Genomic DNA, 18,283 nt, shown 5'->3' with positions numbered 1-18,283 from the left:
TCAAAGGCCAACCTCGGACAGGATGAAATCGGCAATCGCCCCGGTGTCGTCCAGATCAAACACCGGTCGATCCAGCGTTAACGTGACATCACTGGCCACGGCCCTCACTGTCGGGTCCGTGGGCGCGATCAGCGGGTTGCCGGTTGTGTTGCGATGCGCTTCGACTTTGGGATGGGTATCCCGCTTGTACCCTTCGACCAGCACCAGATCGACCGGCGCCAGTTTGGCCAGCAAGGTTTCAAGCGGCGGTTCGTCCTCGTCGCGCAACTCGTGCATCAGGGCAAACCGGTTGCGCGAGGCCAGCAAAACCTCGGTCGCCCCGGCCACGCGGTGCCGGTAACTGTCCTTGCCTTCGTGATCGACGTCAAAACGGTGATGGGCATGCTTCACGGTTGATACCGTGTGGCCACGCCCGGTGATCTCGGTCACCAGCCGCTCCATCAGACCGGTTTTACCGGCGTTTTTCCAACCGACGACACCGTAAATTCTCATGCCTTGGCCCCTAGCATTTCGCGCGCCTTTTCCAGATCATCGGGTGTGTTGACGTTAAAGAACGGATCACCCGATGCGTCAAACATGGCCTCTCGTCCGCCGTGTTTATCGGTCCAGATCACAACCTTGCGCAACCCGTCCTGCAACGCCGCGCGCAGATCGTCGCGCAGGGCCACGGGCCATATCCCGAAGGTCGGATGCCGGATAAGCCCCGAGCGTGTCATGGATTTGGTTTTCTCGTCGTCCGCGCGTGGCGTCGCAGCAAGCGCAAGGCGGTGCTCCATACCTTCGGTTGCCAGCAACAGGCGCGGCACCAGATCGCAGGGGAAAAACGGTGTGTCGGCGGCAACAGTCACAATTGTATCGGCGCCTTGTTCCGCCGCCCAGTCAAGCCCGGCTAGAACGCCCACCAGTGGCCCAGCAAACCCTGTGATACTGTCCGCCAAGACCGGCAGCCCACACCCGTCAAACCGCGCCGGATCGCCATTGACATTCAGCGCCATGCCCGCCACTTGCGGCCCAAGTCGTGCAATCACCTGATCCAGAATGGTGCCATCCCCAAGGGTCAACAGCCCCTTGTCACCCCCGCCCATCCGGGTGGCGCGGCCACCAGCAAGAATCACGCCTAGAGGTTCAGTGACCATTCGTTCCCTCCGCGCAAAGCCGCGCGCGTTCGGGTGAGAGCCATTTCTGCAGTACCCTCACACCTGAATCCTTGTAACCCAAACCGCCATAGAACCCGATCACAGCCGCATTGCTTTCACGCACCATCAACTGGATTTTAGCAACTCCGCGGACAGTCAGCCACCCTTCAGCCGCCCGCATCGCGGCACGGCCCAGTCCCCGGTTGCGAAAAGCAGGATCAGTTGCCACATAGTAAGCCCAGCCACGATGGCCGTCATACCCGACCGCAACGCTGGCCACGCAGGCGTTGGCATTCCGGGCGACAAGTATCTCGGCGGTGGGATGGGCGCGCAATTGCGCGATATCTTCGCCCGGCGGATTCCAGGGTCGGGTCAAATCGCAGCTGTGCCACAGCTTGACCACCTGCGCGACATCGTCATCCTGAATGGGCTGGAAATCAGTCGTCATGTCTGGCTGCCTTTGCGGCCCGCCTTTTTGGGTTCATCCTGAATCAAAGACACATCCGCGTCCCAAACCAGCCGATCCTCGCCCGAAAGACAGACGAACCGCTTGCCCTTCATCCGACCGATCAGCGTCAGCCCGACCTGGCGGGCAATCTCTACCCCCCAGGCGGTAAAGCCCGAGCGTGAGGCCAGCACCGGGATACCCATCAGCGCGGTTTTGATTACCATTTCCGAGGTCAGACGCCCGGTGGTATAGAGCACCTTATCCCCGGCCTGCACATCTTCGCTCAGCATCCAGCCGGCGATCTTGTCCACGGCATTATGGCGGCCCACGTCCTCCATATAAACCAAGGGCCGGTCGCCCTGACACAGCACCGTGCCGTGAATTGCCCCCGCCTCAAGATAAAGCGATGGCGTGCGATTGATCTTGGCGGCCAGCGCATAAAGATCCGAGGTTTTTACCTGCACCTGTGGCAGCTGAACCTTGTCCAGCCCCTCCATCATGTCGCCAAAGACTGTGCCCACGGCACAGCCGCTGGTGCGGGTCTTTTTCTTCAGCTTCTCTTCATAGGTCGTCTGCCCGTCGGTGCGAACGACAACGGTTTCAAGTTCTTCATCGTAATCAACCCGCAGAACCGTTTCCCCCGCCCGCAGCATGCCCTGATTGCGCAGGAACCCGAGCGCAAGGTATTCGGGGTAGTCACCGATGGTCATGGCGGTCACTATTTCCTGACCATTTAGGAAAATCGTCAAAGGCCGTTCTTCCACAACGGAAAGATCGATACGCTGGCCTTCGTGGTCAATCCCTTCGACAGCGCGTGTCAGGCGCACCGCGTTGGGATCGGGGGCGATCAGGTATCCCGATACATCTAAAGTTGCTGCCAATTGATTTTACTCTCGCGAAAGATTAGTACCGATTTCATTGTATGGGTAATCTAGGGTCAACCGGTGCCGACGGAAACCACGAAATCAATCTTCTGGCAGGGCGCGCGTGACGGGGCACCCTTTATCCTTGTGCTTATTCCCTTCTCTACACTCTTCGGCGTTGTGGCCACCGAAGCCGGCTTGAACATCCTGGAGGCATTGACCTTTTCGGTTGCTGTCCTTGCCGGGGCGGCGCAATTCACGGCGCTGCAGTTGCTGAGTGATGGCGCCCCGACGACAATTGCGATCATCTCGGCCCTGGCCGTGAACCTGCGTATGGCTTTGTACTCGGCGTCGCTTACGCCCTATCTGGGGGCGGCACCCCTTTGGCAACGCGCCCTTGCGGCCTATTTCACTGTTGATCAGACCTATGCCAGCTCGATCCTGAAGTTTGCGGACAACTCCCATTGGACGTTAAGACAACGGTTGAGTTATTTCTTTGGCGTGGCCACACCCATATGCCCAATGTGGTTCCTATTCACCGTGATCGGCGCACTGGTCGGCGCATCGGTCCCAGATGGCCTTGCGCTTGATTTTGCAATCCCGATCACCTTTCTGGCGCTTATCGCCCCAATGCTGCGCACCTCCGCGCATCTTGCAGCTGCGTTGGTATCCGTGATTGTGGCGCTGATCTCAGCCGGCCTGCCCTACAACCTTGGCCTGTTGGCAGCAGGTGTTGCGGGTATGATGGCCGGCGCACAGATCGAGGTGTTAACCAAACGCCGTGCCGCAATTTCTGCCCCGGGAAAATTGCTGTGATCGATAAAATGGCCCTCTGGACGGTCATTGTGCTGCTGGGTTTAGGCAGTTTTGCGCTGCGGTTTATTTTCTTAGGGCTGGTCGGCAACCATCCCCTGCCGCCCTGGTTACTGCGGCATCTTCGGTACACTGCAGTCGCAGTTTTGCCGGGGCTTGTAGCACCACTTGTCCTGTGGCCCGCAGAAACAGGCGGGACACCGGATATTTCCCGGTTGCTGGCAGCCTTTGTCACGCTTGCGGTTGGTCTGGCCAGCCGCAGCGTTCTGCCAGCCATCCTTTGTGGCGGTGCAACGCTTTATGCCGGACTGTATATATTTGGCTAAGGCCTGGGTGCCGCCGCGCGGCGTAGCCGGTCATTGATCGCACGGCCAAGGCCCGTTTCCGGGATAGGTGAAACGGCGATGACATCTGCGCCGCAGGCATCAAGTGCATGCAGGTGGTGAAAAAGATTCGCCGCGGCCTCAACCATATCACCTGCCGGTGACAGGTTCAGATCGGATTCAACCGGGCCGAATCCCAGCAAAACCTCGCCCTCGTGTTTATCGGTCGCCTCAAGACGGACCTTTGCGCCGGGCGCATAGTGCGATGCCATCTGACCCGGTGCATTCAGCGGATCATTGGCTGCGTGGTGCAAAACCCTATCATGCAGAGCAGCCTCAACCTCTTCAACCGGCAATCCGCCAGGGCGTAAAAGAGTGGGCACGCCATCCAGACCCAGAATAGTCGATTCAACCCCCACAACACAGGCCCCACCGTCCAGCACAGCTTCGATCCGACCCGACAGGCCTGCAAGCACATGTTCGGCCGTTGTCGGGCTGATCCGTCCCGATGGGTTGGCCGACGGAGCTGCAACCGGGCCGCCGAAAGCGGCCAGCAACGCCTGCGCCACCGGATGCGCAGGCACGCGGATCGCAAGGGTTGGCAAGTCGGCCGTGACCAGCGGTGACAGGCCGGCATCCGGTCTGAGCGGCAAAACCAGTGTCAGCGGACCGGGCCAGAACGCCTGCGCCAACACATCTGCCTCAAATGGCCATTCAACAAATTCCTGCGCCGCTTTGACGGATGCGACATGCACAATCAGCGGATTGAACCGCGGCCGCCCCTTGGCCTCGAATATCCGTGCCACGGCCAGATCATTGCGCGCGTCCCCGCCCAACCCGTAAACCGTCTCGGTCGGAAAGGCGACCAGACCACCATTCTGCAGGATAGCAGCAGCGCGCGCATGGCCCGTCGGGTCATCGGCAAGGCGTTCGGTCTGCAAGGGTCAATTTCCTTTATGACGCGGCGTTTTGGTTGCTGGCAGTCCGCGTTTGTCTACTCTAGTTCACAGGATGGAATGCATATAGGGCGCGGTTGCCGATTCCAAGCCGCCCCAATTGAATATTAGGAGAATCTGATGCCGTATCGCGCGCCGGTAGATGAGTACAAGTTTATTTTCGACCACATCGTGGACCTTGAAAAGGTCGTAAAAACAGATCGCTTTTCCGAAGCCACTCCAGACATGACCACAGCAATCCTGTCCGAGGCAGGCCGGATGTGCGAAGAGGTACTGTATCCTTTGCAGCGTAATGGCGACCTGCATCCGGCCCATCTGGAAAACGGCGTTGTCCGCACATCGCCGGGATATTCCGACGGCTACAAAGCCATCGCCGAAGGTGGATGGATATCAATTAGCGCCAACCCCGAGTTTGGCGGTATGGGACTACCGATGGCCGTTGCCACCGCGGTCAATGAAATGATGAGTTCGGCCTGTTTGTCATTGCAGTTAAATCCACTAATGACTCAGGGACAGATTGAAGCGCTGGAACATCACGCCAGCGCCGCCATCAAGGAAATCTATCTGCCCAAACTCGTTAGCGGCGAATGGGCTGGCACCATGAACCTGACCGAGGCACAGGCCGGCAGCGACGTTGGCGCGCTGCGCTCGAAGGCCGAGGATAACGGTGACGGCAGCTATGCTGTGACCGGGCAAAAAATCTATATCAGTTGGGGTGATAACGACTTTACCGAAAACGTGTGCCACCTGGTTCTGGCCCGCCTGCCCGATGGCGTACCGGGCACAAAAGGTATCAGCCTGTTTCTGGTGCCCAAGTTCATTCCTGATGAAAACGGCAACCCTGGCCGTGCCAACAGCCTGAGCGTGGTCAGCCTTGAACACAAGATGGGTCTGCACGGCAGCCCGACGGCGGTAATGCAATTTGATGGCGCCACCGGCTGGCTGATCGGTGAAAAGCATGACGGCATGCGCGCCATGTTCACAATGATGAACAACGCCCGACTGGGCGTAGGGGGTCAGGGCATCGGCACGGCCGAAGGCGCCTACCAGCACGCGCTGGCCTATGCGCTGGAGCGCAAACAGGGCCGCAGCCCGGTCGAGGATGGCACCGGGACGATCCTGGACCATGCCGATGTGCGCCGCATGCTGACCACGATGAAAGCCGAAATAACCGTTGCGCGCTCGATCGCGCTGGCCTGTGCAGTAGCCATCGACATGCAAACCGCTACCGGCAACAAGGAATGGGGGGCACGTGCCGCTTTCCTGACCCCTATCGCCAAGGCCTTTGGTACTGAAACCGGCATCGACGTGTCGAACATGGGTATTCAAGTTCACGGCGGCATGGGTTTTATCGAAGAAACCGGTGCAGCCCAGTACTTCCGCGATGTGCGCGTCACCGCGATTTACGAAGGCACAAATGGCATTCAGGCGATGGACCTTGTTGCACGCAAACTGATGGACGGCGGCGAAGCTGCCTATACCCTGCTGGACGAAATCGAGGCTCAAGCCGAAGCCGGCCGTACCACGCTGCCCGATCTGGCCGAGCCCGTCTGGCAGGCCTCGGAAACCCTGCGCGAAGCCGTGGAATGGATGGTGGCGCAAAAAGACCTGAACCAGCGGTTTGCCGGTGCGGCATCTTTCCTGCGCGCCTTCGCCCGTATTCTTGGCGGGCATTTCCACCTGTCCGCAGCAATTGCCGAAGGTGGCACCGGCCCCCGCAGCAAACTTGCCCGGTTCTACATTACACGTCTGCTGCCGGAACACGCGGGACTGCTGGCCCATGCAACGGCGGGCGCCGATGATCTTTATGCGTTGACCCCAGAAGATCTGGGCGCATGATGGATGGTGCGGGCGGGGTGCTGCGGTATCCCTGGGCTGAACCACCTGCCCATGGCGAAGCGGTTCAGGTGTCTGACGGTGTTCTATGGATACGCCTGCCGCTGCCCATGGCGCTGGATCACGTCAACGTCTACGCGCTGGATGACGGCGACAGCTGGACCATTATCGATACCGGCATTTATTCCAAGCGCTCGGTTGCGCTTTGGGAAAGCATTCTGGCTGGCCCCTTGCAAGGCAGGCCGGTTTCCCGCGTGATCCTGACCCATCACCACCCCGACCATATCGGGATGGCGGGCTGGTTGATGGAGAGGTTTGACGCCCGGCTTGTCGCCACCCGTACCTCGTGGCTGCTGGCGCGCATGCTTATTCTGGATGTTGAAGAGCGGCCGACAGAACAGGCCATCGCCTTCTGGCGCAGTGCCGGCATGGATCCCGAGATACTTAACAGCCGTAGAAACGACCGCCCCTATAACTTTGCCGATACCAGTTATCCTCTGCCAGTGGGGTACACCCGTGTGAAACAGGGTGACATGATCCGTGCGGGCGGTCGGGATTGGGACGTGCATATCGGCAACGGTCACGCGCCCGAACATCTGACACTTTGGTCGCGCGACGACAATCTGGTGCTGGCAGGCGATCAGATTATTTCGTCGATCAGCCCCAATCTGGGTGTCTATCCGACCGAACCTGAAGCCGATCCGGTGGCCGACTGGCTTGAAGCCTGCGGGCGGCTGGCGGCGCTGGCGCACGAGGACCATCTGGTCTTGTCAGGCCATAAACTGCCCTTCACCGGGCTGCCTGTCCGTATGCGCCAACTGATCGAGAATCATCACGGCGCGCTGAACCGTCTACGCCAGCATCTGACGTCTCCGAAAACCGCCGCAGACTGCTTTGCGCCGCTTTTCAAACGAAAAATTGATCACGGCACCTATGGTTTGGCCCTTGTCGAAGCGGTTGCACATCTGAATCATCTGCATCAGGCTGGCGAGGTAACTCGTATACGCCGCGCCGATGGTGCCTGGTTGTGGCAGAGGAAGGGATGAGAAATGGATGACAAGATAGACACATCTGCCGAAGCTGCGGAATCAGCGGCCCTTCCGCGCTGCCACGAGGTACATGCCGACCCCGATGCGCAGAAACAAACCGATGTTCCCGACAGTATGCGCAAAAAGCCGGTTGAGCAGAAAAGCCCTGCAGAATGGGCCTATGAACGGCTGATTCTCTACATTCAGAATTTTGAAAAGACCCTGGACAACAAACACGAGGTCGCCATGGGATTTACCGGCGGTGATGCCGGGGTTCTGCGAATCGAGGGCATGGGGTATTTCGATCCGGATATCGTTACCTTTTATGGTTCGGATCCGGCGGGCGGGAAAACCCAGCTTGTCCAACACGTCAGCCAGTTAAGTGTGATGCTGCGCGCCCTGCCTAAACAGGTTGAACAGGCCGAACCCAAACGCATTGGGTTTCGTCTGGCAGAGGATCTTGGAAAGGCCTGAGCATCTGCGACAGCAAGGGTGGTGACAGCCCCATTTAAATACAGTATTCCGACGCCAGAATTCCGCAACTATCGAATATGAAGGACGACATCACATGGCCGACCACAAGCACGGTGAAATGAACATCGAAGTACAGGAAAAAACCTTTGACGGCTTCGTCAAAACTGTTGCCTGGGCCTGCGTTGTCATCATCGCCACGCTGATCTTCATCGCTTTGGTAAATGGTTAAACCGGCCAGGCGGCTGCATTTACCCAGACAAGGAGGTTGCGATGCGTAGTGTGATGATTGCAGTATCTGCTGCAATGATGCTGGGCGGTTGTGCGGCAGAAAGTGTCTGGGCACCCGACGAGGCAGTGGCAAAGGCGGCCTATCACCACGATGGCCCGACGCGTCTGACACTTTATACCATGCTGAATAACCGCAGCGGAGCGGGGGCACATACCTCGTTGATGGTCAATGGTTCGCAGCGTATCATCTTTGATCCGGCGGGTTCGTTCAAACATCCCTCTATCCCGGAACGCAACGATGTCGTCTTTGGCGTCACGCCGCAGGTCGAAGATGTCTATACCCGTTACCACGCGCGTGAAACGTATCATGTGAAGGTGCAGAAACTTGATGTCTCGCCCGAGGTCGCAGCCCGTGCAATGCAGTTAGTCCAGTCCTACGGCCCGGTACCCTCGGCGCAATGCTCGCGCAGTACCTCGACGATTCTGGCGCAACTCTTCCCCGGTCAGGTCAAGCCAACCTGGTACCCCAAGCAACTGGCCGAAGAATTCGGCAAGCTTCCCGGCGTGCGAGAGCAGGAGCTTTACGAAGATGACAGCGACGACAACAGCAAGGTCCTGCGCGAATGGACACCAGGTCTGAGCTGACAGCGGGAGACTTTCCTGCGGGGCCTGCACCCGCGTATCGCAATCAAAAACGCCGTGGATTTCTCCACGGCGTTTTCTGTTTCAGGCATGAAAGCGTTTCAGCAAAAGTCCGAAACGCTTTGGCCTAATCGCTTACTTGACTGCCTCAAGTGCCGCTAGCCCCCGCAAAACATCAATTGCATAGGCCAGTTGATAGTCCTCTTCGCGCAGCTTGGCCGCTTGTTCGGCCTTGGCGCGGTCTTCCTCGATCAGGCGAATCTCGTCCTCGGTCAGACTGTCATTGTTCAGGCTGCCACGCAGATCGGCCTCGGAACGGAAGCGGGGTTTTTTATCTTCCTCGCCATCCTCGGATTCAGGTGCGCGGCGAGGTTGTTCCACCACGATATCCGGGGACACGCCAAGCGCCTGGATCGAACGGCCTGATGGTGTGTAATACCGCGCTGTTGTCAGGCGCATGGCACCATCCCCGCGCATCGGCATCACCGTCTGAACCGAGCCTTTGCCAAAGCTTTTGGTCCCGACAACAATCGCGCGACGGTGATCCTGCAGCGCACCTGCCACAATCTCGGACGCACTGGCCGACCCGCCATTGATCAGCACCACCAACGGTTTGCCATTGATAAGGTCACCAGGAGTTGCATTGAAACGTTCGCCGTCTTCAGGATTGCGACCCCGTGTACTGACAACCTCGCCTTTTTCCAGGAAGGCGTCCGATACACGTATGGCCTGGGTCAGCAGGCCACCTGGGTTGTTGCGTAAATCAAGAACGACACCGTTGATTTTGTCTGCACCGCCGGCTGCCTCGATCTGTTCGGCCAGGCCGCTTTCAAGGTTTTTGTAGGTCTGATCGTTGAACGTGGTTACGCGCAGCACAATGGTGTCCTGCTCGGTGCGGGTGCGCACCGCTGTCAGCTGAATGGTGTCGCGGATAATCGAGACATCAAACGGCTCGGCCTCGCCTTCGCGCACCACCGTGATTACAATCTCTGATCCAACCGGGCCGCGCATCAGCGCCACAGCTTCGTCCAGTGTCAGGCCCAAAACGCTTTCGCCATCAACATGGGTGATGAAATCACCCGTTTCCATACCGGCATTGTCTGCAGGTGTTCCGTCAATGGGCGACACGACTTTTACGAATCCGTCTTCCTGGGTGACTTCGATTCCCAATCCGCCGAATTCGCCACGGGTTCGCACCCGCATGTCCTGCGCGTCTTTCGGCGACAGGTAACTGGAGTGCGGGTCAAGCGACGTCAACATGCCGTTTATCGCCGCTTCGATCAGATCCGATTCGTCGACCTCTTCTACATATTGGGCACGGATACGCTCAAAAATGTCACCAAACAGATCCAGCTGTTCGTAAACATTTGTGGTTTTTGCTGCCTCCTGCGCCAGCAGCGGTGCCGCCACCTGCGTTGTTACGATAACGCCTGCCAGCGTTCCGGCTGCGGCAGCCATCAGGAATTTCTTCATTTCTCAGTCATCCTTGTCTGTCTGGAACCATGTTTCCGGGTCCACAGGAACATTGTCTTGCCTGACCTCTATATAGAGGGTTTCAGTCTGTTCTTCACCTGTCTCTTGTCCGTTTCCGGTCAGAACCAGCCCGGTTTGAGTTGTTTCGCCACCCATCAGCCCAACCGGGCTGCCGCCGGGCAGAACCTCGCCGATTTGACCATAGACCACGTCCAACCCCGCAAGCACCAGCAAAATTCCCGCTTGCGGCTCCAGAATGATCACATTTCCGTAGTCAAGCAAAGGCCCGCGGTAGCGAATTGTCGCCGCGCTTGGTGTTGTGACCATCGCACGCGGTCGCGACACCATGACGATACCCGGCCGTGCAATTCCCGCAGCATCTGCCTCACCCGCGCGACGCAAAATACGCCCCTGCACAGGTAAAGGCAACGATCCCTTGCGGCTGCTGATCCCAGGCAAGCTGCCCGGCACCTCGTCAACAGCTATGTGACTCAGACCACTGGCAAACCCTTCCAGGGTTTCAGTCGAGGCAATCAAAAGCGCCGTTTTCACCGGGTCTTCAGTAAAACGGCGGGGCAATTCTGTGCGTTCCGCAATTGCCTGGCTAAGAGAAGTCCGCGCCTCCTGAACCCCCTGAAGACCCTCTTGCAGCTTATTGACCGCACTTTGCTGCAAGGCGCGCAGAACGCTGACCTCTTGTAGTTTTTCGCGCAACGCCAGCGCACGGGCATTCAGCCCGGGTGTGACATCGGCCAGTATCATCCCCGACCTGGCGGTACCAACCGGACCTGAGGGATGCAGCAGTAATACCGGGGCTGGCGTTCCACCTATACTCAGCAACGTGCCCAACAGGCGGGAAATCTCGTCTTCGCGCGACTGCAACTCTCGTGTGAGTGTCTGTTCGCGAATTGCCGCACGGCGCAGCCCCTCACGCATGGCTTGCAATCCATCCTCGTAGGCATGCACCGCTTCTGACAGGGCTTTGACCCGATTACGGGCGCCATCGGCCTCGTCCAGAATCTTTGCCGCGTTGCTTAACCGGTCTGACGCCGCCCGAGCCGCTGCCGCCGGGTCCGTCTGGGCCAGCGCCGCGCCCGACACCATCAGGGCGATCAGAACCGCAATCAGCCTCATTCAATCAGGCTTTCGCCGGTCATTTCATCCGGCTTTGGCAGATTCATCAATTCCAGCAGAGTCGGCGCCAGATCAGCCAGCCGGCCATGATGCAGCCTTGCTACTTTTGGCCCGCCGACAAGGATCACAGGCACCGGATTCAACGTGTGCGCCGTATGTGGCCCGCCTGACACCGGATCAACCATCACCTCGCAATTTCCGTGGTCCGCAGTGACAATCATCGCGCCACCCACATCGTTCAGTGCCTCAACAACGCGGCCAAGACCCTGATCTACCGCCTCACAGGCCTTCATCGCCGCTTTCAGATCGCCGGTATGGCCTACCATGTCAGGATTGGCATAGTTCACCACGATCAGGTCATACCCTTCGTGAATCGCACTGACAAAATGCGAGGTCACCTCGTCCGCCGACATTTCAGGCTGCAGGTCATAAGTCGCCACCCGCGGCGACGCGGCCATATAGCGATCTTCCCCGGGCTCGGGCTCTTCCTTGCCGCCATTCAGGAAGAACGTCACATGTGGATATTTCTCGGTCTCGGCCAGATGGAACTGCGTCAGCCCCTGCTTGGCCACCCATTCGCCCAGAGTATTGACGATGTCGCGTGATGGAAAAACCGTTTCCATCCAATCATTATGTGCTCGTGAATATTCTACCATCCCCAAAACGGCAGCCCACTCCGGCCGCTTACCCGGGTAAAAATCATCGAAATCCGGCTGCACGATGGCCCGCATGATTTCCCGCGCCCGATCTGCCCTGAAATTCAGACAGAAAAACCCGTCGCCATCCTGGGCGCCAGCATAGTCGTCAATAACGGTGGCGCTTATAAACTCGTCCGTTTCCGACCGGGCATAGGCGTTCGTCACCGCCATACGCGCATTTTCACATTTCGGGGCATTTGCGTGAACAATAGCCTCATACGCCTCTTGCACACGGGACCAGCGGTTGTCGCGGTCCATCGCAAAATAACGACCTGAAATCGTGGCGATTTTGGCGCCATCGGGCAGCATGTCATCAAGCGCACTCAGATAGGAACGTGCCGATTTCGGCGGCACATCGCGCCCGTCCGTCAACGCATGCAAAACCACCGGAATGCCCGCATCGGTCAGCGCTTTGGCTGCGGCAACGATATGAGTGATATGCCCATGCACCCCACCGTCCGAGATCAGCCCCAGCAAATGCGCCGTGCCGCCCGATTTTTTCAGCTTTTCAATAAACGCCTGCAGCGTCTCATTCTGGTAAAAACTGCCGTCCTCGATCGAAAGATCAATCTGGCCAAGGTCCATCGCCACCACCCGGCCCGCACCGATATTTGTATGGCCCACTTCCGAGTTGCCCATCTGCCCGGTTGGCAGGCCTACGTCAGGGCCATGGGTAATCAGTGTATTGTTGGGGCAGGTCGCCATCAGGTGATCGAACACGGGCGTGTCGGCCAAAACCGGGGCGTTCGCTTCGGTTCTGTCTGAAAGTCCCCACCCATCAAGAATGCACAGAACGACTGGTTTTGGTGTGCGCATGGTTGCTCCTGCCTGATAGACTGCCTTCTAGCGCCTTAGCTTCGCAGGGTGAACCGGTTTTGCGATAACAGTCCGGCAAATAACTGCATATTGGCCGCTGGCCTGTATCAGGCCATCAGATGCAGGATGTTTCGTGCATAATTTGTGGTTTCACCGATTAGCTCCTCGGTCAGCGACATAGGGGTCGGCCAAGGGGGCGCAAGCGTGGCTTCGACCTCGCCCTCATGAAACTCCAGCACCGCGTGATGCTTCCTGGCCAGATGGCGCATCCGGTCATTTTCACGCAGACATAGCATGTTCAGCCTTTTGACACCCCGGTTCTGCGCCGCCGATACAAGCCGGTTAAAAAGTGCCTCGCCGATGCCAATGTCCTGCCAACCCGACTCGACCGTAAATGCGGCCTCGGCGGACATTGGCCATGAATGGAACAAGCCGCGCAACTCGGCAACGGCGCGCAATTCCCCATCACAAAAGGCACCAAAAATCACCGCGTCATAAGACAGCAGCTCTTTTGTGTAGCTCTCAACGAAGGCATCACTGACCGCGGCAGCAAAGCGCATTCTGCGGCTACCACGATCAAGGCGCAGAAAGTGATCCCGGATTGCGTCCTGATCACGTTTCCAAAGTTTCCGTATTTTAAAATCGAAGTTTGAAGTCTGGGCCGTCATGGTCGCATACTCCTTCAAACCGCCAAAAGTGGCCGACGGCGGGGTGGCCTTACCTCCCAAACATAATGCTGCAGCGCAGAAATTTCCAACCAAACCCGCAATAAACTTTTGTGACTGCGTCACGAACGCTGCGTCACAACGCGGCAATCGGGCGCTCTGCTTTCAAATTGCGCAGGTCACGTACGGTGGTATGGGCTACCCGACAGAATTTTTGCAGCCCGGTAAAGCTGCTCGGCCAACATCACCCGCGCCAGCATATGGGGCCAGACCATCTGCCCGAATGACAGCTTCAGATCAGCGCGGTTGCGCAGGTCGGGGGCGATACCGTCGGCCCCGCCGATCACAAAGGCCAGATCAGCACAGCCGTCATCGCGCCAGCCTGCCATACGTTCTGCAAATTTGGGAGATGATATCAGGGCACCACGCTCGTCCAGCGCCACCAAAACAGCCCCATCGGGCAAAGCGCGACCCAACAGGGCGGCTTCGGCTTTCATACCACCGCCCTTCTTATCCTCGACCTCATGCACCTGCGCCGGGCCCAGACCAAGCGCACGGCCAGTGCGATCAAACCGTGTCAGATAATCGTCAATCAGGTCGCGTTCGGGGCCGGCGCGCAACCGGCCGACCGCACAGACATGAACACGCATTCAGACCCGAGTTGCTGCAGCCTCGCCCGCAGGCAACCACATCTTCTCAAGCTGATAGAACTCGCGCACTTCCGGGCGGAAAACATGGATAATCACATCGCCCGTGTCGATCAGCACCCAATCGCCTGAATCCTTGCCTTCGATCTTGCTGGCAACACCCAACTCATGCTTGAGCCGATCTGCCAGTTTCTCGGCAATGGCCTGCACCTGACGCGACGAGCGCCCGCTGCAAATCACCATATAGTCGCCAATGACCGATTTCCCGCGCAGATCGATCTGCACAATGTCTTCAGCCTTGTCGTCAGAAAGTGAGGAAAGGATACGCTCAAGCTGCATTTCGCTGTTCGCGTTCGTTCCAGGCACCATTACCGGCACCCCATTGTCAGCGGCCATTGCCGCGTCAGTCGTAAAAGACAGGACATAGTCCTCCTTCGTTGCACACCGTCAAATCCCCGGTGCTGGGGATGAAACCAACGTAGCAATCGGATCGTGATATTTCAATAAACCCTTATACGTAATGCGATGTTCTTGCATGATTGTGTAACATATGTGCCCAATTTCAGACCTTGTCATGACTTATACAAGGTCAGACACTGCTGCCTCGGAAAGGCTACGGATCTGTTCGAGGTTTCTTGTCGATCGGGCTGGGATCGTCCCCCAGCATCCGTACCTCGCGCTGCGGGAACGGGATTGATATGTCATGCTCTTGAAACGCATCCCAAAGCGCCAGATAGACATTCCCGCGGATATTGGTCAGTCCGCCAGTCGGATCGCTGATCCAGAACCGTAGAATGTAATCTACGCTACTGTCGCCAAATCCCACAATATGGCAGACCGGCGCCTTGAAGCTTAACACGCGATCAACGCCTTTGGCCGCATTGATCGCAATCTTGCGCACCTGATGCGGATCATCGGCATAGGCTGTGCCAAAATAAATATCCAGTCGTACAAATTCGTTGGAATGCGACCAGTTAACCACCTGCCCGGTGATCAGATCCTCGTTGGGAATCAGATATTCCTTGCCGTCGCGCGTGACCACGCTGACATATCGCGCGCCAAGGCTGTTGATCCAGCCAAAGGTCTCACCCAGGCTGATCACGTCACCCGGCTTGATCGACTTGTCCAGAAGGATGATGATGCCGGAAACAAGGTTCGACACCACCTTTTGCAGACCAAAACCAAGGCCCACACCGATGGCCCCGGACAGCACCGCAAGACCGGTCAGGTCAACGCCCACGGTACGCAACCCGATAAAGAAGGCTGACCCATACAGCAGCACCTGCAGAAATTTAACCACCAGCACCTGCATAGAGGGCGATATTTCTTCGTTCTTGCGAATCTGCGCCGAAGTGGTTGACGACACGAACCGCGCAAGTGCGAACAAGCTACCAATAATCACAATGGCCTGCACCACAAGCCAAAGAGACAACCGGGTTTCACCCAGATGAACGGCTGCACTGTCCAGCAGTTGCTGTGTTTCTCCGGTCAGATTCAGGATGATCAGGGTCGCCCAAGTCCAACCGAAATAGCGCACCGTCGTGCGCAAAAAGCCATTTGAAATCAATCTCGTGACAATCGCTATCACCAGCCACGCCAATGCCAGACTTGCCAGAATCCCCAAAAGATAAGTCCGGCTGGGCCAGGTATAGGCCCGCATGATCCAAATCACGGGCCAACTTAGAATAACAAAGCAGATCAGCCGCAGCCGCCGGTGAACCAATACCAGAAAACGCATGCGCCATTTCGGCCAACCTTCGCGCGTGCGCATCCATTCATGCAGGCGCGGCGCCAGCAAACGCGACAAAAGATGCGCTGCCACAAACAGCCCGACGGCGATCCCCACCTGATAGGCGTTCCACGGCCGCAACAGCCCCAAAGCAAAATCCTGGGCCTGACTCCACAGGCCCAGAGCAATTTCTTGGGTGTCCTGTTGGGGTACTGAATTATCCTGCTCCATGGCTTTATAGCTTTACATGACCAATGCACGGCAACAAGCCCGCTCTGGACATGCAGCCGGTTTCACGTTCTTTTCGACCCCGACCCGGAGGAAAAGAATGACAACAGCCCTGATCACCCATGCAGATTGCCTGAACCACAAGAATCCGCAGGGCCACCCCGAGCAGGTAGCCCGGTTAGAATTCATCCTGACTACGTTAAATGGGAAAAACCTGACGCGGGTGGACGCACCGCTGGCCACGGACGAAGATCTGATGCGCGCGCACCCCCGCGCCTATATCGACGCGATCCGCGCCGCTGCACCGGAGTCCAAAACCGTTGCGCTGGATGGCGATACATTCATGTCACCCGGCACCTTGTCGGCAGCCTTGCGCGCGGCGGGCGGCGCTGTGCGCGCGGTCGATATGGTTTTGGCCGGCGAGGCCCGCAATGCCTTTGTCGCCTGCCGCCCGCCCGGCCACCACGCCGAAACCCAGACCCCCATGGGTTTTTGCCTGTTCGGGACCGTGGCGATCGCCGCAAAACACGCGCTGGACCATCACGGGTTGTCCCGTGTCGCGATTGTCGATTTTGATGTCCACCACGGCAACGGCACGCAGGATCTGCTGCAAAATGACGCCCGTGTGCTGTTTTGTTCGACCCACCAAATGCCGCTTTTCCCCGGCACGGGGTATGCGCAGGAAACCGGCACTGATAACAACGTTATCAATGTCCCCATGCATGATGGCGCGGGTAGCACCGATTTTCGGCAGGCGATGACAAACATCATCCTTCCCGCGGTGGATCAGTTTGCCCCGCAACTTATCTTGATCTCGGCCGGGTTTGACGCCCACAAGGCAGACCCGTTGGCTGGCATAATGCTGGAAACACAGGATTTTTCATGGATTACCGAAAAGCTTTGCGATCTGGCAGACACCCATTGCGATGGCCATATCGTGGCGTCACTGGAAGGCGGTTATGATCTGAATGCTTTGGCTGCCAGTGTTGCCGCCCATGTAGATGTTTTGATAGCGCGAGGCGGCTGAGCCCTCAGACTGACTGCCTGTATCGCGTACGCCCCGCGCTTTCCTGCAACAGCCAATTGGCCACCACATCGCTTTCGGCGTGGGCCTTGGCGCCTTGCCGCCGCAACAGATAATAGCCTGATTTCGTGCGCACGTGCTCTGCCCCCAGGGGCCTCACCAATGTTCCCGCCTGCAAATGCCGGTCCACCAGATGGCCCCAGCCAAGGGCGACGCCCAATCCGTCAACAGCTGCCTGTATGGCCAGCGGATAGGTGTTCACAAAGGTCGAATGCCGCACCTTTTCCGGATTTGCGCCCTTGTGGGCCAACCATGTTTTCCAGTTCAGCCACTCGGTGTGATTGTTACTGACCTCAATCAAGGAATGGTTCAAAAAGTCTTCTGGACCCCCAAACGTCAGATGGTTTTCCAGATACCCCGGGGCGCATACCGGAAAAACGGTCTCGCCGAACAACTCGCGCGCTTCGAAACCCGGCCACTGGCCATCACCGCGCAGAATAATCAGCTCAAAATCATCACTCAGGCATTCTGCATCACGATCGGACGAGACAAGACTGATTGTTATATTGCAATTGGCCGCGTGAAATTTGGCCAATCTTGGCATGATCCATAAAGACGCAACCGAGTTGGTGGCCGCCAGTCGCACCGAACTTTTTTCCAAATCGTTGCACATATCTTCGGAAACGCGCGCCAGCGACTCCAGTGCGGGCGAGACACCGTTCAACAATTTACGCCCCATATCTGTCAACCGCACGGACCGATGTCCGCGCACGAAAAGCGCACATTGATAGTGTAATTCAAGCAGCCTGATCTTGCGGCTGACAGCGGTTTCGCTGACATTCAACTCATTTGCGGCGGCAGAAAAGCTTTCCAGTTCCGCCGCGACCTCGAATGACAACAGATAATCCAGCCGTGGCAGAACCGCGCGATTTTTCAGCATTTCAGGTGCATCCTTGGGCCCATGCAACGCATTACAACCTAATCCCGATTCACCATTTTGCCAAACTTTTTTTGGGGCAAAGCATAATCAAATTAGAATCTGAATATCCAGAGAAGTTTGCGATACTAAACTACTATCAACCGGCAGCCTGATGTAATCAGGCGCCTAAAAAGCTAATGGGG

At 57.6% G+C, this 18,283-nt stretch carries 21 protein-coding genes; 8 read left to right on the top strand and 13 right to left on the bottom strand.

Annotated features, from left to right (window positions below; translation table 11 throughout):
• From mobB to fdhD, 4 genes are read right to left on the bottom strand one after another with little or no spacing between them, the layout of a single operon-like run.
• Positions 1–492: a molybdopterin-guanine dinucleotide biosynthesis protein B gene (mobB, locus tag PEL8287_RS04340; protein WP_085891138.1), complete on the bottom strand. Its 492-nt coding sequence runs from the start codon at positions 490–492 to the stop codon at positions 1–3.
• Positions 489–1,136: a molybdenum cofactor guanylyltransferase MobA gene (mobA, locus tag PEL8287_RS04335; protein ID WP_085891137.1), complete on the bottom strand. Its 648-nt coding sequence runs from the start codon at positions 1,134–1,136 to the stop codon at positions 489–491. The genes mobB and mobA overlap by 4 nt, the downstream gene beginning before the upstream one ends.
• Positions 1,126–1,584, bottom strand: coding sequence for a GNAT family acetyltransferase (locus PEL8287_RS04330; RefSeq protein ID WP_085891136.1), 459 nt, complete (start codon positions 1,582–1,584; stop codon positions 1,126–1,128). The genes mobA and PEL8287_RS04330 overlap by 11 nt, the downstream gene beginning before the upstream one ends.
• A complete protein-coding gene (gene fdhD, locus PEL8287_RS04325; RefSeq protein WP_085891135.1) occupies positions 1,581–2,465 on the bottom strand; it encodes a formate dehydrogenase accessory sulfurtransferase FdhD in 885 nt (294 codons plus the stop codon). The genes PEL8287_RS04330 and fdhD overlap by 4 nt, the downstream gene beginning before the upstream one ends.
• A gap of 63 nt (positions 2,466–2,528) precedes the next feature.
• On the opposite strand from fdhD, the gene PEL8287_RS04320 reads away from it, so the two are divergent.
• Positions 2,529–3,263, top strand: coding sequence for an AzlC family ABC transporter permease (locus tag PEL8287_RS04320; RefSeq protein WP_085891134.1), 735 nt, complete (start codon positions 2,529–2,531; stop codon positions 3,261–3,263).
• Positions 3,260–3,586 carry an AzlD domain-containing protein gene (locus tag PEL8287_RS04315; RefSeq protein ID WP_085891133.1) on the top strand — a complete coding sequence of 109 codons (327 nt, stop codon included), beginning with the start codon at positions 3,260–3,262 and terminating at the stop codon, positions 3,584–3,586. The genes PEL8287_RS04320 and PEL8287_RS04315 overlap by 4 nt, the downstream gene beginning before the upstream one ends.
• On the opposite strand, the gene PEL8287_RS04310 is transcribed toward PEL8287_RS04315, so the two are convergent.
• Positions 3,583–4,524: an L-threonylcarbamoyladenylate synthase gene (locus tag PEL8287_RS04310; protein WP_085891132.1), complete on the bottom strand. Its 942-nt coding sequence runs from the start codon at positions 4,522–4,524 to the stop codon at positions 3,583–3,585. The two genes, PEL8287_RS04315 and PEL8287_RS04310, sit on opposite strands and share 4 nt — an antisense overlap.
• Before the next feature lie 135 nt (positions 4,525–4,659).
• Here PEL8287_RS04310 and PEL8287_RS04305 point away from each other — a divergent pair, with 135 nt between their 5' ends.
• The 5 genes from PEL8287_RS04305 (at position 4,660) to PEL8287_RS04285 (ending at position 8,750) form a co-directional block, all read left to right on the top strand.
• On the top strand, positions 4,660–6,378 hold the full coding sequence (locus tag PEL8287_RS04305) for an acyl-CoA dehydrogenase family protein (protein WP_085891131.1): 1,719 nt from the start codon (positions 4,660–4,662) through the stop codon (positions 6,376–6,378).
• Positions 6,378–7,421 carry an MBL fold metallo-hydrolase gene (locus tag PEL8287_RS04300; RefSeq protein WP_085891477.1) on the top strand — a complete coding sequence of 348 codons (1,044 nt, stop codon included), beginning with the start codon at positions 6,378–6,380 and terminating at the stop codon, positions 7,419–7,421. The genes PEL8287_RS04305 and PEL8287_RS04300 overlap by 1 nt, the downstream gene beginning before the upstream one ends.
• A gap of 3 nt (positions 7,422–7,424) precedes the next feature.
• Positions 7,425–7,877: a DUF6173 family protein gene (locus PEL8287_RS04295; RefSeq protein ID WP_085891130.1), complete on the top strand. Its 453-nt coding sequence runs from the start codon at positions 7,425–7,427 to the stop codon at positions 7,875–7,877.
• A gap of 94 nt (positions 7,878–7,971) precedes the next feature.
• Positions 7,972–8,106 carry an aa3-type cytochrome c oxidase subunit IV gene (locus tag PEL8287_RS04290; protein ID WP_085891129.1) on the top strand — a complete coding sequence of 45 codons (135 nt, stop codon included), beginning with the start codon at positions 7,972–7,974 and terminating at the stop codon, positions 8,104–8,106.
• Positions 8,107–8,147: 41 nt separating this feature from the next.
• Positions 8,148–8,750, top strand: coding sequence for a hypothetical protein (locus PEL8287_RS04285; RefSeq protein WP_176228558.1), 603 nt, complete (start codon positions 8,148–8,150; stop codon positions 8,748–8,750).
• A 132-nt stretch (positions 8,751–8,882) separates the two neighbouring features.
• Here PEL8287_RS04285 and PEL8287_RS04280 read toward each other — a convergent pair whose 3' ends face one another.
• From PEL8287_RS04280 to PEL8287_RS04250, 7 genes are all read right to left on the bottom strand, one after another.
• The gene (locus tag PEL8287_RS04280; protein ID WP_085891128.1) at positions 8,883–10,220 is read right to left on the bottom strand and encodes a S41 family peptidase; all 1,338 of its coding nucleotides are present in this window, start codon (positions 10,218–10,220) and stop codon (positions 8,883–8,885) included.
• A 3-nt stretch (positions 10,221–10,223) separates the two neighbouring features.
• On the bottom strand, positions 10,224–11,354 hold the full coding sequence (locus tag PEL8287_RS04275) for a murein hydrolase activator EnvC family protein (RefSeq protein ID WP_085891127.1): 1,131 nt from the start codon (positions 11,352–11,354) through the stop codon (positions 10,224–10,226).
• On the bottom strand, positions 11,351–12,868 hold the full coding sequence (gene gpmI / locus PEL8287_RS04270) for a 2,3-bisphosphoglycerate-independent phosphoglycerate mutase (RefSeq protein ID WP_085891126.1): 1,518 nt from the start codon (positions 12,866–12,868) through the stop codon (positions 11,351–11,353). The genes PEL8287_RS04275 and gpmI overlap by 4 nt, the downstream gene beginning before the upstream one ends.
• A gap of 107 nt (positions 12,869–12,975) precedes the next feature.
• A complete protein-coding gene (locus tag PEL8287_RS04265; protein ID WP_139837699.1) occupies positions 12,976–13,536 on the bottom strand; it encodes a GNAT family N-acetyltransferase in 561 nt (186 codons plus the stop codon).
• A 176-nt stretch (positions 13,537–13,712) separates the two neighbouring features.
• Positions 13,713–14,183: a 23S rRNA (pseudouridine(1915)-N(3))-methyltransferase RlmH gene (gene rlmH / locus PEL8287_RS04260; RefSeq protein WP_085891124.1), complete on the bottom strand. Its 471-nt coding sequence runs from the start codon at positions 14,181–14,183 to the stop codon at positions 13,713–13,715.
• Positions 14,184–14,576, bottom strand: coding sequence for a ribosome silencing factor (rsfS, locus tag PEL8287_RS04255; protein WP_176228557.1), 393 nt, complete (start codon positions 14,574–14,576; stop codon positions 14,184–14,186).
• Positions 14,577–14,793: 217 nt separating this feature from the next.
• On the bottom strand, positions 14,794–16,140 hold the full coding sequence (locus PEL8287_RS04250) for a mechanosensitive ion channel family protein (protein ID WP_085891123.1): 1,347 nt from the start codon (positions 16,138–16,140) through the stop codon (positions 14,794–14,796).
• Positions 16,141–16,237: 97 nt separating this feature from the next.
• Here PEL8287_RS04250 and PEL8287_RS04245 point away from each other — a divergent pair, with 97 nt between their 5' ends.
• Positions 16,238–17,164: a histone deacetylase family protein gene (locus PEL8287_RS04245; protein ID WP_085891122.1), complete on the top strand. Its 927-nt coding sequence runs from the start codon at positions 16,238–16,240 to the stop codon at positions 17,162–17,164.
• A gap of 4 nt (positions 17,165–17,168) precedes the next feature.
• On the opposite strand, the gene PEL8287_RS04240 is transcribed toward PEL8287_RS04245, so the two are convergent.
• Positions 17,169–18,101 carry a LysR substrate-binding domain-containing protein gene (locus PEL8287_RS04240; RefSeq protein ID WP_085891474.1) on the bottom strand — a complete coding sequence of 311 codons (933 nt, stop codon included), beginning with the start codon at positions 18,099–18,101 and terminating at the stop codon, positions 17,169–17,171.
• Positions 18,102–18,283 lie beyond the last annotated feature (182 nt).

Source organism: Roseovarius litorisediminis, from assembly GCF_900172295.1.
In the GTDB taxonomy this organism is placed as follows: domain Bacteria; phylum Pseudomonadota; class Alphaproteobacteria; order Rhodobacterales; family Rhodobacteraceae; genus Roseovarius; species Roseovarius litorisediminis.
The sequence above is the reverse complement of the archived record's forward strand: the minus strand, read 5'-3'. Positions and strand labels throughout refer to the sequence as shown.

Bases quoted from the DNA above. Each gene is read 5' to 3' on its own strand.
- rlmH (WP_085891124.1), bottom strand. From the start codon at position 14,183: ATGCGTGTTCATGTCTGTGCGGTCGGCCGGTTGCGCGCCGGCCCCGAA.
- PEL8287_RS04330 (WP_085891136.1), bottom strand. From the start codon at position 1,584: ATGACGACTGATTTCCAGCCCATTCAGGATGACGATGTCGCGCAGGTG.
- PEL8287_RS04280 (WP_085891128.1), bottom strand. From the start codon at position 10,220: ATGAAGAAATTCCTGATGGCTGCCGCAGCCGGAACGCTGGCAGGCGTT.
- PEL8287_RS04275 (WP_085891127.1), bottom strand. From the start codon at position 11,354: ATGAGGCTGATTGCGGTTCTGATCGCCCTGATGGTGTCGGGCGCGGCG.
- gpmI (WP_085891126.1), bottom strand. From the start codon at position 12,868: ATGCGCACACCAAAACCAGTCGTTCTGTGCATTCTTGATGGGTGGGGA.
- mobA (WP_085891137.1), bottom strand. From the start codon at position 1,136: ATGGTCACTGAACCTCTAGGCGTGATTCTTGCTGGTGGCCGCGCCACC.
- PEL8287_RS04285 (WP_176228558.1), top strand. From the start codon at position 8,148: ATGCGTAGTGTGATGATTGCAGTATCTGCTGCAATGATGCTGGGCGGT.
- mobB (WP_085891138.1), bottom strand. From the start codon at position 492: ATGAGAATTTACGGTGTCGTCGGTTGGAAAAACGCCGGTAAAACCGGT.
- PEL8287_RS04240 (WP_085891474.1), bottom strand. From the start codon at position 18,101: ATGCTGAAAAATCGCGCGGTTCTGCCACGGCTGGATTATCTGTTGTCA.
- PEL8287_RS04295 (WP_085891130.1), top strand. From the start codon at position 7,425: ATGGATGACAAGATAGACACATCTGCCGAAGCTGCGGAATCAGCGGCC.
- PEL8287_RS04305 (WP_085891131.1), top strand. From the start codon at position 4,660: ATGCCGTATCGCGCGCCGGTAGATGAGTACAAGTTTATTTTCGACCAC.
- PEL8287_RS04250 (WP_085891123.1), bottom strand. From the start codon at position 16,140: ATGGAGCAGGATAATTCAGTACCCCAACAGGACACCCAAGAAATTGCT.
- PEL8287_RS04265 (WP_139837699.1), bottom strand. From the start codon at position 13,536: ATGACGGCCCAGACTTCAAACTTCGATTTTAAAATACGGAAACTTTGG.
- PEL8287_RS04245 (WP_085891122.1), top strand. From the start codon at position 16,238: ATGACAACAGCCCTGATCACCCATGCAGATTGCCTGAACCACAAGAAT.
- rsfS (WP_176228557.1), bottom strand. From the start codon at position 14,576: ATGGCCGCTGACAATGGGGTGCCGGTAATGGTGCCTGGAACGAACGCG.
- PEL8287_RS04290 (WP_085891129.1), top strand. From the start codon at position 7,972: ATGGCCGACCACAAGCACGGTGAAATGAACATCGAAGTACAGGAAAAA.
- PEL8287_RS04300 (WP_085891477.1), top strand. From the start codon at position 6,378: ATGGATGGTGCGGGCGGGGTGCTGCGGTATCCCTGGGCTGAACCACCT.